General features: G+C 70.8%; 12 protein-coding genes. 8 read left to right on the top strand and 4 right to left on the bottom strand.

Translation table 11 applies throughout. The features are described from left to right. Nucleotides 1-37 precede the first annotated feature (37 nt). Nucleotides 38-1,531: a glycoside hydrolase family 13 protein gene (locus tag ACIBI9_RS05045; protein ID WP_397220616.1), complete on the bottom strand. Its 1,494-nt coding sequence runs from the start codon at nt 1,529-1,531 to the stop codon at nt 38-40. 306 nt (nt 1,532-1,837) lie between these two features. On the opposite strand from ACIBI9_RS05045, the gene ACIBI9_RS05050 reads away from it, so the two are divergent. The 7 genes from ACIBI9_RS05050 (at nt 1,838) to ACIBI9_RS05080 (ending at nt 9,704) form a co-directional block, all read left to right on the top strand. Further along, entirely contained in the window at nt 1,838-3,118 is a 1,281-nt protein-coding gene (locus ACIBI9_RS05050) for an extracellular solute-binding protein (protein ID WP_397220617.1), read from the top strand. A gap of 2 nt (nt 3,119-3,120) precedes the next feature. After that, the gene (locus ACIBI9_RS05055; RefSeq protein WP_397220618.1) at nt 3,121-4,701 is read left to right on the top strand and encodes an ABC transporter permease subunit; all 1,581 of its coding nucleotides are present in this window, start codon (nt 3,121-3,123) and stop codon (nt 4,699-4,701) included. Beyond that, nucleotides 4,698-5,537 carry a sugar ABC transporter permease gene (locus ACIBI9_RS05060; protein WP_397220619.1) on the top strand — a complete coding sequence of 280 codons (840 nt, stop codon included), beginning with the start codon at nt 4,698-4,700 and terminating at the stop codon, nt 5,535-5,537. The genes ACIBI9_RS05055 and ACIBI9_RS05060 overlap by 4 nt, the downstream gene beginning before the upstream one ends. Nucleotides 5,538-5,552: 15 nt before the next feature. After that, nucleotides 5,553-7,322 (top strand): glycoside hydrolase family 13 protein, encoded by a 1,770-nt coding sequence (locus ACIBI9_RS05065; RefSeq protein ID WP_397220620.1) that lies wholly within the window; start codon nt 5,553-5,555, stop codon nt 7,320-7,322. A 53-nt stretch (nt 7,323-7,375) separates the two neighbouring features. Then, nucleotides 7,376-8,632: a NosD domain-containing protein gene (locus tag ACIBI9_RS05070; protein WP_397220621.1), complete on the top strand. Its 1,257-nt coding sequence runs from the start codon at nt 7,376-7,378 to the stop codon at nt 8,630-8,632. A gap of 148 nt (nt 8,633-8,780) precedes the next feature. Next, entirely contained in the window at nt 8,781-9,392 is a 612-nt protein-coding gene (locus ACIBI9_RS05075) for a TetR/AcrR family transcriptional regulator (RefSeq protein ID WP_397220622.1), read from the top strand. 9 nt (nt 9,393-9,401) lie between these two features. Then, nucleotides 9,402-9,704, top strand: a complete 303-nt coding sequence (locus ACIBI9_RS05080; protein ID WP_397220623.1) for a hypothetical protein — start codon at nt 9,402-9,404, stop codon at nt 9,702-9,704. 4 nt (nt 9,705-9,708) lie between these two features. Here ACIBI9_RS05080 and ACIBI9_RS05085 read toward each other — a convergent pair whose 3' ends face one another. The 3 genes from ACIBI9_RS05085 to ACIBI9_RS05095 all read right to left on the bottom strand — a co-directional run bounded on the left by ACIBI9_RS05085 (nt 9,709) and on the right by ACIBI9_RS05095 (nt 12,230). After that, nucleotides 9,709-10,410, bottom strand: coding sequence for an SDR family oxidoreductase (locus ACIBI9_RS05085; protein ID WP_397220624.1), 702 nt, complete (start codon nt 10,408-10,410; stop codon nt 9,709-9,711). 22 nt (nt 10,411-10,432) lie between these two features. After that, nucleotides 10,433-11,590 carry a thiolase family protein gene (locus ACIBI9_RS05090; RefSeq protein WP_397220625.1) on the bottom strand — a complete coding sequence of 386 codons (1,158 nt, stop codon included), beginning with the start codon at nt 11,588-11,590 and terminating at the stop codon, nt 10,433-10,435. A gap of 73 nt (nt 11,591-11,663) precedes the next feature. After that, on the bottom strand, nt 11,664-12,230 hold the full coding sequence (locus ACIBI9_RS05095; protein ID WP_397220626.1) for a TetR/AcrR family transcriptional regulator: 567 nt from the start codon (nt 12,228-12,230) through the stop codon (nt 11,664-11,666). A 55-nt stretch (nt 12,231-12,285) separates the two neighbouring features. Here ACIBI9_RS05095 and ACIBI9_RS05100 point away from each other — a divergent pair, with 55 nt between their 5' ends. Further along, nucleotides 12,286-15,384 carry a bifunctional cytochrome P450/NADPH--P450 reductase gene (locus tag ACIBI9_RS05100; protein WP_397220627.1) on the top strand — a complete coding sequence of 1,033 codons (3,099 nt, stop codon included), beginning with the start codon at nt 12,286-12,288 and terminating at the stop codon, nt 15,382-15,384. The last annotated feature ends 109 nt before the right edge of the window (nt 15,385-15,493 follow it).

The following is a 15,493-nucleotide window of genomic DNA, read 5'->3' on the forward strand; positions in this document are numbered from 1 at the left end:
TAAGGGAAAGATTCCACCAACCCGGGGTCGGATCCGGTCAGCGCTGGATCCAGACCGCGGTGTCCGGCGGGACGGCCCCGTCCTCGGCCAGCGGGCCGCTGGACAGCAGCACCTCGCCGCCCAGGTCGAGCCGCACCGGCTCCTCGCCCGTGTTGAGCACCACGACCAGCCCCGGGTCGCGCTCGATGGCCAGCACGTCCTTGGGGGAGTCGAGCCACGTCACGGTGCCGCCGCCGAGCGCCGGGTGCTCCCTGCGCAGCTTCAGCGCGGCGCGGTAGAGGTTCAGGGTGGAGGCGGGGTCGTGCTCCTGGGCCTCGGCCGACAGCGGCCCCCACGAGGCGGGGATCGGCAGCCAGGGGTCGCGCCAGCCGAAGTCGCCCGAGGCGGTCCACGGGATCGGCACCCGGCAGCCGTCGCGGCTCTCGCCGGTGCGCCGGAAGGCCGGGTCCTGGCGCAGCTCGTCCGGCAGGTCGAGCACCTCGGGCAGGCCCAGCTCCTCGCCGTTGTAGAGGTAGGCCGAGCCGGGCAGCGCCAGCATGAGCAGCGTGGCCGCCCGGGCGCGGGCCAGGCCGCCGTGGCGGGTGACGTGGCGGGGCTTGTCGTGGTTCGACAGCACCCACGTGGTGGGCGCGCCGACCAGCTCCGACTCCTTCAGCGCCTTCTCGATGACGGTACGGAACGACTTGGCGTGGAAGTCGGCCATCATGAACTCGAACGAGAACGCCTGGTGCAGCTCGTCGGGCCCGACGTAGCGGGCCAGCCGCTCGGGGGAGGACACCCACGCCTCCGCCACCGCCATCCGGCCGCCGGGGTAGGAGTCGAGGATCGGCCGCCACTCGCGGTAGATCTCGTGCACGCCGTCCTGGTCGAAGTACGGGAGCTGCTCGTCGCCGAGCATCTCGGCCTGGCGGCCCTCCTTCGGCCCCACGTCGGGCAGCCCGGCGGCCTTGATCATGCCGTGCGCCACGTCGATCCTGAAGCCGTCCACGCCCCGGTCGAGCCAGAAGCGCAGGATCTCGCGGAACTCGGCGCGCACGTCCGGGTTATCCCAGTTGAGGTCCGGCTGCTCGGGGGCGAACAGGTGCAGGTACCACTGCCCGTCCGCCACCTGCGTCCAGGCGGGGCCGCCGAAGATCGACTCCCAGTCGTTGGGCTCGTCGCGGAAGATGTAGCGGTCGCGCAGCCCGGCCTGGAACCACGGGTGCCGGTCGGAGGAGTGGTTCGGGACCAGGTCCACGATGACCCTGATGCCCTCGTCGTGGGCGTCGGCGACGAGGGCGTCGAAGTCGGCGAGGGTGCCGAACATGGGGTCCACGTCCCGGTAGTCGGCCACGTCGTAGCCGCCGTCGGCCATGGGGGAGGTGTAGAAGGGGCTCAGCCAGATGGCGTCCACGCCCAGGTCGGCGAGGTAGCCGAGGCGGTCACGCACGCCGGCGAGGTCGCCCATGCCGTCGCCGTCGGAGTCGGCGAAGCTGCGCGGGTAGACCTGGTATACGACGGCGTCACGCCACCAGTCGTCGTTGCCGAGCATGGCTGTCCTCCCTGGATGCCCGAGATGTCCACTGATGTTGGGGTGAAGGATGTCGCGATCGTTCGGCGGGGGTCAAGCGCAACTTGCGGAAAGTTGCATACGTCACGCTGACCCGCCCGTACTTCACCTGAAGCCTCTTGGAAGGGCTACGTCCGCCGGGGTTCAGTGAGGATCACGTAACGCTCTTTCGCAAGTTCTTCCAATTCTTGCAAAGAGCCGCTAACGTCCCGGAAACGTTAGAGCTTTCTTCCGGCGGCGGCGGCGCTGGCGCGTGCCGCCGTTCCTCCGTGACCTCAGGAGGTCTCCATGCGCATGCGGGCTCTGGGTGTGGCCGCTCTCGCGACCCTCGCTTTCGCCGCCACGGCGTGCGGCGAATCCCAGCCGGCTTCCCAGCCGGCTTCTCCGGCGGCACCCGGTGCGTCCGCCTCCGCCCCGGCGGCCAAGAGCGGCGGCACACTCGTGATCTGGGCCGACCCCAGCCGCGTCAAGCCGCTCAAGCCGTTCGCCGACCAGTTCGGCACCGAGAACGGCGTGACCGTCGAGGTGAAGGAGATCAGCAAGGACAACCAGACGACCTTCCTCACCGCCTCCCAGCAGGGCAGCGGCCCCGACATCATGATCGGCGCGCACGACTGGATCGGCAACCTCGTTCAGAACGGCGCCATCGACCCCGTCACGCTGACCGACGAGCAGAAGGCCGCCTTCTCGGCCAAGGCGATGCAGGCCGTCACGTTCAACGGGCAGGTCTACGGCGCCCCGTACGCGGTGGAGAACATCGCCCTGATCCGCAACACCAAGCTCGCCCCCGACGCGCCCGCCTCGATCGAGGACATGATCGCCAAGGGCAAGGAGCTCAAGGCGGCCGGCAAGGTCAAGGAGGTGCTCTGCATCCCCGTCGGCCAGAAGGGCGACGCCTTCCACGTCTACCCGATCTTCGCCTCCGCGGGCGGCGCGCTGTTCGGCGCCACCTCCACCGGCGACCCCGACCCCAAGCAGGTGCTGGTCGGCTCGCCCGACTCCGTCAAGGCGTTCGGCAAGCTCAAGGACCTGGGCGAGAAGGGCGACGGCGCGCTGCGCACGTCGATCACGAACGAGAACTACATCGTGAACTTCGCCGGCGGCAAGTGCGCCTACCTGATCTCCGGCCCGTGGGCGATGAGCGAGGTCAAGAAGGGCGGCATCACGTACGACATCACGGCCGTCCCGTCGTTCAAGGGCGGCAAGCCCGCCACCCCGTTCGTCGGCGTGCAGACGTTCTTCGTGGCATCCAAGGGCAAGAACAAGGCCCTGGCGCAGGAGTTCGTCGCCAACTACGTGACCAACAAGGACGTCGCGAAGGCGCTGTACGAGGCCGACCCGCGGCCCCCGGCGCTGACCGCCGCCCTCCAGGAGGTCCAGGCGAGCGACCCGGACGCGGCCAAGTTCATGGAGGCGGGCAAGGACGGCCTGCCGATGCCGGCCATCCCCGAGATGGCGGCCATCTGGGAGCCGTTCGGCATCGCCGAGACCGCCGTCGTCAAGGGCGGCGACGCGGCCAAGGCCGCAGCGGCCGCGCAGAAGGCCATCGACGGCTCGCTCAAGCACTGATCATGGCGCTCGACGTGCGCGAGGCCCCAAGAAAAGGCGGGGAGAGCGAGCCGGCTCCACGGCCCCGCCGGGAGATCACCACGGCGTTCGTGGTGAGCAGGATCGCGGTGCTGGCCGTGGCCGCCGCGATCCTGCTCTACGCCGTGCCGCCGCTGGTCGCCGCCGAATCGTGGGTCTCGCTGGCGCTGCTGTGCGCCGTCAGCGCGGCCATCGCCTACCTGTACCTGACCCGCCGCTTCATCCCGGCCAAGTACCTGGTCCCCGGCACCGTCTTCCTGATCGCGTTCCAGGTGTTCCCCGTCGTCTACACGGTCACCACCGCGTTCACGAACTTCGGCGACGGGCACCGCGGCGACAAGGCCGCCGCCATCACCGCCATCGAGACCGGCTCGGTGCGGCAGACCCCGGGCTCGCCCGAGTACGCCATGACGGCCGCGCTGCGCGGTGACGAGCTGGTGTTCCTGCTGGTCGACCCGAAGACCAAGCAGGCGCGGCTGGGCGACTCCAAGGGTCTGTCGCCGCTGACGGGCGCCCAGGTCGGGGTCACCGGCAAGGTGCTGGCGGCCCCCGGGCTGACCGTGCTCAAGGCGCCCGAGGCCGCCGCCCGCGGGCAGCAGATCTCGGCGCTGGCCGTGCCGACCGGCGACGGCGTGATCAAGGCGAACGGGCTCAGCCGGGCCGTCGAGGGCAAGGCGGCGCTCGTGTACGACGCCGGCTGCGACTGCGTGCGCGGCAACGGCGACACCTGGACGGCCGACGAGAGCCAGGGCTTCTTCGTCAACGCCAAGGGCGAGCACCTGGCGCAGGGCTGGCAGGTCGGCGTCGGGCTCGACAACTTCGCTCGGGTGCTGACAAATCCGACTATCTCGGGATATTTCGCCGGGGTGTTCGGCTGGAACCTGGTCTTCGCGCTGGCCTCCGTGCTCGGCACGTTCGCGCTCGGCATGTCGGTCGCGCTGGCGCTGCACCATCCGCGGATGCGCGGCACCCGGTTCTACCGGATCGCGCTGATCCTGCCGTACGCGATGCCTGCCTTCGCCATGCTGCTGGTCTGGCGTGACATGTTCAACCGCGACTTCGGCCTGATCAACCAGCTCCTCGGCGCCAACGTCGACTGGCTGGGCGAGACCGGGACCGCCCGGTTCGGGGTGATCCTGGTCAACCTCTGGCTCGGCTTCCCGTACATGTTCCTCGTCACCACCGGCGCGCTGCAGGCCATCCCACGCGAGCTGACCGAGGCGGCGGCCATCGACGGGGCCACGCCGTGGAAGGCGTTCCGGCGGGTGACGCTGCCGCTGCTGCTGGTCGCGCTCACGCCGCTGCTGATCTCGTCGTTCGCCTACAACTTCAACAACTTCAACGCGATCGCGCTCACCACCGAGGGCGGGCCGTTCCCGGCCGACAACCCGCAGGTGGGCGGCACCGACCTGCTGATCACCTACACCTTCAGGCTGGCGTTCGGCGCGGGCGGCGCGCAGTTCGGCTTCGCGGCGGCGGTCTCGGTGTTCATCTTCACGATCGTGGCCGTCATCTCGGCCGTGGCGTTCCGCCGTACCCGCAAGCAGGAGGAGGTCTACGCGTGAAGCTCGCCCTCAGGCACGTCTTCGTGCTGATCGTGTGCGCGTTCGCGCTCTTCCCGATCCTGTTCGTGGTCTCGGCCGCGATCAACCCCATGGGCACGCTGGCCTCCACCGACCTGCTGCCGACCGGGGCCAGCCTGACCAACTTCGCCAACCTGCTGACCTCCGACAGCTACCCGTTCGGCCGGTGGTTCTTCAACTCGGTGTTCATCGCGCTGGTGTCCTCGTTCGCGAGCCTGCTGCTGTCGATGCTGGCCGCGTACGCCTTCAGCCGCATGCGCTTCGCGGGCCGCCGGGTCGGGCTGCTGGCGCTGCTGCTCATCCAGATGTTCCCGCAGTTCCTGGCCATCGTGACGATCTTCATGATCTTCACCAGGGTGACCGAGCTGTACCCGCCCTTCGGGTTCAACACCGTGTGGGGGCTGCTGCTGCTCTACCTCGGCGGCGCGCTCGGCGTGAACACCTGGCTGATGAAGGGCTTCCTCGACACCGTGCCGAAGGAGCTGGACGAGGCCGCCACCGTGGACGGGGCCACGCACGCGCAGATCTTCTGGCGGGTCATCATGCCGCTGGTCACGCCGATCCTCGCGGTCACGGCGCTGCTGGCGTTCATCGGCACGATGAGCGAGTTCCTCATGGCGAACGTGTTCCTGCGCGACCCCGAGAGCAAGACCCTCGCCGTCGGCATGTACGGGATGATCGCCGGCGACCACCGCAACGCGAACTTCGGCATGTTCGCCGCCGCGACCCTGCTTACCGCGATTCCGACGGTGAGTGTGTTCCTCTGGTTGCAGAAGTACATCGTCTCCGGGCTCACCGCCGGGGCTGTCAAGGGATAGGTGCATTTGCGCTTCATGGGGGAGCCGCATCACGACGGCTCAGCTCTGTACGTCTCCGAGCAGGAGCCCGCCGTCGGCTCGCGGGTGACGCTGTGGCTGCGGGCGCCGCTGGCCGCCGGGATCACGGGCGTGCACGTGCGTACCGTGCACGACGGCGAGCCGCGCTACGCCGAGGCGGCGCCGGACCCGTCGCGGCGGGACGTCGGCGGGTACGGCGGCACGGACGTCTGGTGGCGGGCCGAGATCACCGCGGTCAACCCGGTCACCCCGTACCGGTTCCTGCTCGCCACGCGGGCCGGCCAGGCGTGGCTGACCGCGGCCGGGCTCGTCACCCACGACGTGACCGACGCGGGCGACTTCCGCCTCGTGTGCCACCAGCCGCCGCCCTCCTGGATGTCGGACGCGATCGTCTACCAGATCTTCCCCGACCGCTTCGACCGCTCCCGGCCCATGCGCGACCTGCCCGACTGGGCGCTGCCCCGCGACTGGGACCACGACCCGGTCATCCCCGCCGGCCCCGGCACCTCGGGGCAGTTCTACGGCGGCGACCTCGACGGCGTCGCCCAGCGGCTCGACCACATCCAGAGCCTCGGCGCCGACACCGTCTACCTGACGCCGATCTTCCCCGCCCGCTCCAACCACCGCTACAACGCCTCCACGTTCGAGCACGTCGACCCGCTGCTCGGCGGCGACGAGGCGCTGCAGCGCCTGTCCGGCGCCCTGCACGCGCGCGGCATGCGGCTGCTCGGCGACATCACCACCAACCACTGCGGCGACACGCACGAATGGTTCACCGCGGCCGTCTCCGACGTGAACGCGGTCGAGCGCGAGATGTTCTACTTCGACCGCGACACCGGCGACTACGAGTCCTGGTGGGGCGTCAAGACGCTGCCCAAGCTCAACTGGGGCAGCGAGCTGGTCCGCGCCCGCATGCGGGCCGTACTGAAGAAGTGGCTCGGGCCGCTGGACGGCTGGCGCGTGGACGTGGCCAACATGACCGGAAGGCGCGCCGCCGACGACCACAACCACGAGGTCGCCGCCCTGCTGCGGGCCGAGCTGGGTCCCGAGGCCGCGTTCATCGCCGAGCACAACCACGACGCCTCGGCCGACCTCGACCGTGACGGCTGGCACGGCACCATGAACTACGGCGGCTTCACCCGCCCCGTCTGGGCCTGGCTGCGCGGGCCCGAGCTGGACCTCGACCACTTTCTCGGCGTGCCGGGCGGCGTGCCGTCGCGCGACGGGACGGCCGCGCTGGCCACGTTCCGGTCGTTCGCGTCCCACATGTCGTGGCGCTCGCTCGTCCACTCCTGGCAGCTGCTCGACTCGCACGACTCGCCCCGCATCCGCACCGTCACCGGCTCGCGCGAGCGCCACCTGCTCGCGCTCGGCCTGCAGGCCACGCTGCCGGGCACGCCGATGATGTTCGCGGGCAGCGAGTTCGGCCTGACCGGGGTGAACGGCGAGCACTCCCGCACCCCGATGCCCTGGAACCGGCCCGCCGACCAGGACCTCCCGACGCTGGCGGCCTACCGGGAGCTGTTCGGGCTGCGCCGCGCCGAGCCCGCGCTGCGCCACGGCGGCCTGCGCTGGCTGCACGCCGACGCCGACTGCCTGGTCTTCGCGCGGGAGACGTACGAGGAGTCGGTCCTGGTGTGCGTGCGGCGGGCGCCCGGCGCGCCGCTCCGCCTCGGCGTCCACGCCCGCGGCCTCTACAACGCCGAGGACGGGGACGTGCTGCCGGGCGACGGACCTTCGGTGCGCCTCTGGCGTCTCGCGCGCTGATCACGCTACGTTAGGCTCCCCCTTCCGTTCCGACTCGACAGTGGTGTGCTCGAATGAGGTTGCTGTCCGTAGCCGTCATGGCGGCTCTCCTGCCTGCTTTCTCGCCTGCGGCCCCGGCGCACGCGCTGGCGGGCACCACGTACTACGTGGACTCGAAGTCGGGTAACGACGACGCGGCGGGCACCAGCGCCACCGCGCCGTGGAAGTCCCTCGACAAGGTCAACTCCGCCGACCTCAAGCCGGGCGACGCGGTCAGCTTCAAGCGCGGCAGCTCCTTCACCGGCCCGCTCAAGCTGGAGGCCGACGGCACCGCGGCCAGGCCCATCGTCATCCAGGCGTACGGCACCGGCCCGCTGGCCAGGATCAGCGGCACGGACGACGACTGCGTCGTGCTCAGCGGCAACCACTGGCGGGTCGGCGGCCTGCGGGCCTCCGGCTGCCGCTGGGCCGGCTTCCAGGTCGCCGGCGACAGCAACGAGCTGTCCGGCGTGCAGGCCGACCGCAACATCGCGGGCGTCTACGTCACCCCGTCCGGCTCGCGCAACGTCATCCGCGACAGCGTCCTGACCGACAACAACCGGATGAGCGTCAACGACGAGGGCGGCGACAACGACTCCGGCGCCTTCGGCGTGCTGCTCAACGGCGACGACAACCTCGTGACCGGCAACACCATCACCGGCAGCTTCGCCAAGAGCGCCGACTACGGCACCGACGGGGCCGCCGTCGAGATCTTCGACGGCGACCGCAACCGCGTCACCCACAACATCGCCAGGAACAACGAGACGTTCACCGAGCTCGGCGCCCAGAAGGGCAAGACCGCGACCGGCAACGTGTTCGCCTTCAACGTCGTGACCTCCTCCCGCAGCCGCGGCTCGTTCCTCATCACCCGCGGCCCGCGCCACATCGTCGGGCCCGTCAAGGGCACGGTCGCCGTCCAGAACTCGGTCTACCTGCCGGCCAAGGACACCATCGGCTGGTCCTGCCACGACGGCTGCGCCCCGTCGATCCTGAAGCTGCGCAACAACGTGATCGTGGTGGGCGGCGAGGCCGGCTGGGAGGACGGCAACGGGGCCGACGAGGGCGGCAGCGTCTACCGGGGCCGCGTGAGCCGGTTCAAGCTGGGGCCGAAGTCGATCGTGGCCGACCCGAAGTTCGTCTCCCGCACCGACCTGCGGCTGCGGCCCGGCTCGCCGGCGCTCGGCCGCGGCCTGCCCCTCAGCCCCAAGTGGTACGGCGGCAGCGCGTTCGGCAAGGACATGGCCGGCAAGCCGCTGGCGGGAGCCCCCGACGCGGGCGCCTACCAGCACTGAGGCGCTCCCTCCGGCCCCTTCCCGCGCCGGTGCGGGATCTCCCGGGTACACCGCCCCACCCCGATGGACCGCCTGGGGCACGGTCTGCCGCGCCTCCGCACGGGCGATGGGCGAGTGTAAAGATGCAGTGAGTGTAAGCTTGCGGACCATGGAGGAGTCGCGGCGCGAGCGTAAGAAGCGGCAGACCAGGCAGTTGCTCGTCGGCACGGCGCTCAGGCTGTTCGCCGAGCAGGGCTATGAGCAGACGACCGTCGCGCAGATCGCCGCCGCGGCCGACGTCGCCACCAAGACGTTCTTCAACTACTTCCCGACCAAGGAAGACGTGCTGTTCGCCGAGGTCATGGAGTACATGGAGCAAATGGCCGGCGTGGTCGCCGAGCGCGAGCCGTCGGACCGCGTCGCCGACGTGCTGCTCAAGACCTACCACCGGGTCATCGCCCACTACCTGACCAAGGGCCCGATGGGCGGCGACCGCGAGCTGGCGAAGGTCTACGAGCACCTGCTCGCGACCGTGCCCTCCATCCAGGCCAAGGCCCTGCACATGACGTTCGGCGTGCAGCGCGAGGTCACCCGGCACCTGCTGGAGGCCTTCCCCGACGTGCTCGACCCGATCAGCGCCGCGGCGGTGGCCGGCTCCTTCGTGGGCGCGGTCCAGGGCGCGGGCAGCGCCGCCCGCGAGGCCGGCCAGTCGGAGGAGGAGATCATGGCCTCGATGGCCCGCGCCGCGGAGATCGCCGTCGGCGGGCTGCGCTCGTTCTAGAGTGGACCGGTGCTTCCAGATCTTCGCCAGCCGCTGGTGCGGCAGCTCGCCGAGTCCGACTCCCCCCGGCGCTACTGGCACCTGGGCGACGAGGACGGGCGCGCCTGGCTGTTCGAGAGCGTCGAGGGCGACGGCCTCGAACAGTGGGCGATCCGGCAGGTGCTGGTGGGCACCGACCGGACCGCCCACCGTTACTGGTGGCGCCACCTGCAGGACGAGCACGGTTTCCTCACCGACCAGCCGCTGGAGGTCTGGGAGCTGACCGAGATCACGGAGCAGGCGTTCGAGGCCGTCTGGGAGGCGAGCGCCTGAGGCGCTAGTCGCCGGCGGCCAGCGCCGGGTAGAGGCGCTCCAGCTCGCCCGAGAGCCCGGCCTTCGACTGCCGGCTGATGGCGTCGGCCAGCACCTCGTAGGCCCCGGTCTCCAGGGCGTCGAGGGTCTGCGTGACGACCTCCGCGGGAGTGATCTTGGGTCCGGTGACGTGGGCGGCCATGTCGGTGTCGATGAAGCCCGCGTGCACCCCCAGGACGTGGGTGCCCTGCTCCTTCAGCTCCAGCCGCAGGGCGTTGGTCAGGGACCACGCCGCCGCCTTCGACGCGGCGTACCCGCTCGCCTGGGGCAGCGTGATGAACGACAGCACCGACAGGACGTTCACCAGCGCCCCGCCGCCGTTGCGGGCCAGGACCGGGGCGAAGGCGCGGCTCATGGACAGGGTGCCGAAGTAGTTGGTGTCCATCTCGGCGCGTGCCGAGTCCAGGTCCGAGCTGCCGGAGCGCGAGATGCCGGCGTTGTTGACGAGCAGGTTCACGTCGCCGCAGCGCTCGGCCGCGGCCGCGACGGCGGCCGGGTCGGTGACGTCGAGCTCGATCGGGGTGAGGTTCGTGTCGGTGATCGTGGCGGGGTTCCTGGCGGCCGCGTAGACCGTGCGGGCTCCCCGGTCCAGGAGGGCCTGGGCGAAGGCGGCGCCCAGGCCGCGGTTGGCGCCGGTGACGAGTGCGACGCTGCCGGAGATCTTCATGAGGACTGCTCCAAAGGTGTTGTCAGGGCCGTTCGAGGATGAGGGCGTTGGCGAGGCCGCCTGCTTCGCACATGGTCTGCAGCGCGTAGCGGGCGCCGCGCTCGGCCATCGCGTGGACCAGGGTCGTGGCGATGCGGGCGCCGCTGGCGCCCAGCGGGTGGCCGAGGGCGATGGCGCCGCCCTTGATGTTGACCTTGGCCGGGTCGGCGCCGGTCTCTTGCAGCCAGGCCAGTACGACGCTCGCGAACGCCTCGTTGACCTCGAACAGGTCGATGTCGGCGAGACTCAGCCCCGCGCGGCGCAGGACCTTCTCCGTGGCCGGGATGACGCCGGTGAGCATGAGGATCGGGTCCGAGCCGACGACGGCGAAGCTGTGCAGGCGGGCCAGGGGCCGCAGGCCCAGGCGGGCCGCCGTCTCCGAGGTGGTGACCAGTACGGCCGCCGCCCCGTCGTTGACCGGGCTGCTGTTGCCCGCGGTCACCGACCAGTCGATCTGCGGGAACCGCTCGGCGTAACCGGGGTCGGCGAAGGCGGGCTTGAGTCCGGCCAGGATCTCCGGCGTCGTGCTCGGGCGTACCGACTCGTCCCGGTCGAGCCCGCCGACGGGCGCGAGCTCGCCGGCGAAGGACGAGGCGGCGGCCTTGCGGTGCGAGCCGGCGGAGAACTCGTCGAGCTGCTCACGGCTGAGCGACCACTTGGCCGCGATGAGCTCCGCGCTGATGCCCTGCGGCACCAGCCCGTCGGGGAAGCGCCCGGCCAGGGCCGGGCCGAACGGGTCGGCGCCCGGGGGCACGTTCGACCACATCGGCACCCGGCTCATCGACTCCACGCCGCACGCCACCACCAGGTCGTACGCGCCCGACATCACCCCTTGCGCGGCGAAATGCACGGCCTGCTGTGACGAACCGCACTGCCGGTCCACCGTGACGGCGGGCACCGACTCCGGGAGGCCGGCCGCCAGCCAGGCGTTGCGGGTGGTGTTCATGGCCTGCTCGCCCACCTGGTCGACGCAGCCGCCGATCACGTCGTCCACCAGTGACGGGTCCACCCCGCTGCGCTCGATCAGGGCGCGCAGCGTGTGCGCGAGCAGGTCCACCGGGTGGATCGCGGACAGGCCGCCGCCCGGTTTGCCCTTGCCGATCGGAGTACGTACGGCTTGCACGATGACGGCATCACGCACAGCGCCCTCCTCATCAGTTGGAAAACTGAACCCACTGTAGACCCGGTGGGTTGGGTTTTCCAACTGACCATCCTTATCGGGAGGTGGGGCGCGCCAGGCCGTCGATGATCAGCTGGATGGCCGCGTCGAAGGTGCGGTGGATCTCCTCGGGGTCGTCCGACATGTGCCCCTGGGTCTCCATCAGGATGAAGCCCGAGACGAACGCGTGCAGGATGTCGCTCGTCCGCCGCAGCTCGGAGTCCGGCACCCCCGCCAGCCGCAGGATGCGGTAGAGCGTCTGCCAGATGGGCAGCCGCCGGTCGGCGACGAGCCTCGGATGAGTGTGGACATATCCCCAGATGGCGGGGTGTTCCTTCGCGTGCCGGTGGTAGTCCAGCGCCAGCGCCATGAGCTGCTCCTCCCACGGGGCGCCGTCGTCCGGCGGGACGTGCATGCGCTCGGCCGTCGTGGCGCAGACCAGCGCCAGCAGCGCGTCCTTGCTCTCCACGTGGTGATAGAGCGACATCGGGTTGACGTTCAGCTCGGCTGCCAGCTTGCGCATGGACAGCCCGTCCACCCCGCTCGCGTCCATCAGGCGTATCGCCGTGGAGCTGATCTCGTCGAGGGTCAAGGGGGCACCCCTGCGTGCGCTCACTGCCATACACCGTATGGTAGCGTCAGCCATACGGTGTATGGCTACTCGAAGGGAGCAAATCATGGCGGAGATCCCCGCCCCGCAGGGCCTGCCCATCCTCGGCAACACGCTGCAGATTCCCTCTCACTCGCCGGTGGAGCACTTCATCCAGGTCGCCTCCCAGTACGACGAGGGCATCTTCCGGCTGGAGGTCGCCGGCCGCACGATCGTGCTGGTGTACGACCCCGACATGGTCGCGGAGGTGTGCGATGAGAGCCGGTTCGTCAAGCGGATCAAGCCGCCGCTGTCGATCGTGCGCGACTTCGCCGGTGACGGGCTGTTCACGGCCGATCCGGACGAGCCGGTGTGGGGGCACGCGCATCGCATCCTGATGCCGGCCTTCAGCCAGCGGGCGATGAAGGCGTACTACGGGCAGATGCTCGAGGTCGCCGAGCAGCTCGTCGAGTCGTGGGCGGCCCGCCAGGGGGAGGACCTGCCCGTCGCCGACGACATGACCAGGCTGACGCTGGACACGATCTCGCTCACCGGGTTCGGCTACCGCTTCCACTCCTTCGACTCGCCCGAGCTGCACCCGTTCCTGCAGGCCATGGGCGGCGCGCTCACCGAGGCCATGCTGCGCAACCAGCAGCTGCCGTTCGTCACCAAGCTCAAGCGCGGGCACGAGGAGGCGTACCGGCGCGACATCGCCACCATGCAGTCGCTGGTCGACGACGTGATCAGGCAGCGCCGGGCCGAGGGCGCCACCGGCTCCAAGGACCTGCTCGGCCTCATGCTGGAGGCGTCCGACCCGCAGAGCGGCGCCCGCCTGTCCGACGAGAACATCCGCAACCAGGTCCTCACCTTCCTCATCGCCGGCCACGAGACCACCAGCGGCCTGCTCTCCTTCGCGCTGTACAACCTGCTGCGCGAGCCGCACACCCTGGCGCGCGCCTACGAGGAGGTGGACCGGCTGCTGCCGGGCGACGAGCCGCCCACGTACGAGACGATCATGAAGCTCGACGTCATCGCGCGCATCCTGGAGGAGACGCTGCGGCACTGGTCGCCGATCCCGGCCTTCAGCGTCAGCGCGCTCGAGGACACCACGATCGGCGGCTACCCCATCGCGAAGGACCAGGGCGTCGGCGTGCTGCTGCCGGTGCTGCACCACAGCCCCAAGGCGTGGGAGCGGCCGGACGAGTTCGACATCGACCGCTGGCTGCCGGAGAACAAGAAGAGCCACCACCCCGGGGCCTACAAGCCGTTCGGCAACGGCGAGCGGGCCTGCATCGGCCGCCAGTTCGCGCTGACCGAGGCCAGGCTGGCGCTGGCGATGATCCTGCGGCGGTTCGCGATCTCCGACCCGAACGTCTACCGCATGAAGATCAAGCAGACCCTCACCCTCAAGCCCGACGGGTTCACGCTCAGGGTCCGCGAGCGGCGGGCGCACGAGCGGACCGTCGTCGTGGCCCAGGAGGTCGAGGAGAGCGCGCAGCAGGAGATCGCGGTCACCGGCGTGCCGCTCACCGTCGCCTACGGCTCCAACCTCGGCACCAGCTCCGACATCGCCGAACGCCTGGCCGAGCGGGCCGGTCGCGCGGGCTTCGCCACGACGCTGACTACGCTCGACGACATGACGCCGCCGAGCGCGGGCCTGCTGGTCGTGGTCGCCTCCTCCTACAACGGCAAGGCCCCCGACAACGCCCAGCGCTTCGACGCCCTGGAGGCGCTGCCCGACCTGTCCGGGGTCCGGCTGGCCGTGCTGGGCTGCGGGAACACGCAGTGGCCCACGTACCAGGAGTTCCCGAAGCGCGCGTACGAGAAGCTGACGGCCGCCGGAGCGGTGCCGCTGATCGAGCGCGGCGAGGCCGACGCGGACGGCGACTTCGACGGCGACGTGACCGCCTGGACGGCCGGGCTGTGGGCGGCGCTGGCCGAGGAGTACTCGGCTTCGGCCGAGAGTGCCGGGCCGCGTTACGAGATGGAGGTGCTCAGCGAGGCCGAGGTCCGGCCCGCGGTCGTCTCCTCCCGAGCATTCCCGCTGACCGTCGTCTCCAACGAGGAGCTGACCTCCGACCCGACCGGCCTCTGGGACTTCTCCACCGAGGCGCCGCGCCCCGGCGTGCGCTCCATCGTGGCCCGGCTGCCCGAAGGCGTCACCTACTCGGCGGGCGACCACGTGGCCGTCTTCGCCAAGAACGACCCCGAGCTGGTGGAGTGGGCGCTGCGCTGCCTGCGCGTCCCCCGCGAGCAGGTGGTACGGCTGCGCGCCGCCGGCTCCACCCACCTGCCCGTGGACACGGCGGTCACGGCGGGCCTGCTGCTGAGCGAGTTCGCCGAGCTGCAGGAGGTCGCCACCAGGTCCGACCTGGAGGCGCTGGCCGCGCACACCGCCTGCCCCTGGACCAAGGGCCAGCTCACCGAGCTGACCGCGAACTACGCCGACGAGATCCTCGCCAAGCGCGTCTCCCCGCTGGCCCTGCTCGACCGCTTCCCCGCGATCGAGCTGCCGCTGCCGGTGTTCCTGGAGATGGCCGGGCCGATCAAGCCGCGCTACTACTCGGTCTCCTCCTCGCCGCTGGCCGACCCCTCGCTCGTGCGCCTCACCGTCGGCCTCGTCGAGGGCCCCGCCTGGTCCGGCACGGGCACCTACCAGGGCATGTGCTCGGCCTACCTCGCCGGGCTGAAGGAGGGTGAGGTGTTCTACGGCTACATCCGCGTGCCCGCGCCGCCGTTCCGGCTGCCGGACGACCCGGCCACGCCGGTGATCCTCGTCGGCCCCGGCACCGGCTTCGCGCCGCTGCGCGGCTTCATCGAGGAGCGGCTGCTCGCCGGGGCTCCCGGCCGCGCCGCCGTCTTCACCGGCTGCCGCCACCCCCAGCATGACGAGCTGTACGCGGACGACCTGGCCCGCTGGGGCGTGCCCGCGCACGCCGCGTACTCCGCCGTGCCGGGGCACCCGCACCGGTTCGTCCAGGACGCCGTCGCGGCGCACGCCGACGAGGTGTGGGAGCTGCTCTCCCAGGGGGCGTACGTGTACGTCTGCGGGGACGGGCTGCGGATGGCTCCGGCGGTGCGGCAGACGCTGCTGGACATCTACCGGTCGCGGATGGGGGAGGACGGGGCTGGGTGGCTGGCCGAGCTGGAGTCCTCCGGTCGCTACCAACAGGACGTCTTCGCCTGATCCCACACCACCTCCCGCCCTGCGCTCCCAGCCGGTCGGCCTGCTACGACGAGCGCGCTACGGCGTCACGTCGGGGGCCCGGCGCGGGGGCGGCGGTGCGGGGCGGTGG

Source organism: Nonomuraea sp. NPDC050451 (genome assembly GCF_044458585.1).

What these genes read in the sequence shown, in the direction of transcription:
- ACIBI9_RS05100 (WP_397220627.1), top strand. Translation starts at nt 12,286, where the DNA reads ATGGCGGAGATCCCCGCCCCGCAGGGCCTGCCCATCCTCGGCAACACG.
- ACIBI9_RS05045 (WP_397220616.1), bottom strand. Translation starts at nt 1,531, where the DNA reads ATGCTCGGCAACGACGACTGGTGGCGTGACGCCGTCGTATACCAGGTC.
- ACIBI9_RS05065 (WP_397220620.1), top strand. Translation starts at nt 5,553, where the DNA reads ATGGGGGAGCCGCATCACGACGGCTCAGCTCTGTACGTCTCCGAGCAG.
- ACIBI9_RS05050 (WP_397220617.1), top strand. Translation starts at nt 1,838, where the DNA reads ATGCGCATGCGGGCTCTGGGTGTGGCCGCTCTCGCGACCCTCGCTTTC.
- ACIBI9_RS05075 (WP_397220622.1), top strand. Translation starts at nt 8,781, where the DNA reads ATGGAGGAGTCGCGGCGCGAGCGTAAGAAGCGGCAGACCAGGCAGTTG.
- ACIBI9_RS05095 (WP_397220626.1), bottom strand. Translation starts at nt 12,230, where the DNA reads ATGGCAGTGAGCGCACGCAGGGGTGCCCCCTTGACCCTCGACGAGATC.
- ACIBI9_RS05055 (WP_397220618.1), top strand. Translation starts at nt 3,121, where the DNA reads ATGGCGCTCGACGTGCGCGAGGCCCCAAGAAAAGGCGGGGAGAGCGAG.
- ACIBI9_RS05070 (WP_397220621.1), top strand. Translation starts at nt 7,376, where the DNA reads ATGAGGTTGCTGTCCGTAGCCGTCATGGCGGCTCTCCTGCCTGCTTTC.
- ACIBI9_RS05085 (WP_397220624.1), bottom strand. Translation starts at nt 10,410, where the DNA reads ATGAAGATCTCCGGCAGCGTCGCACTCGTCACCGGCGCCAACCGCGGC.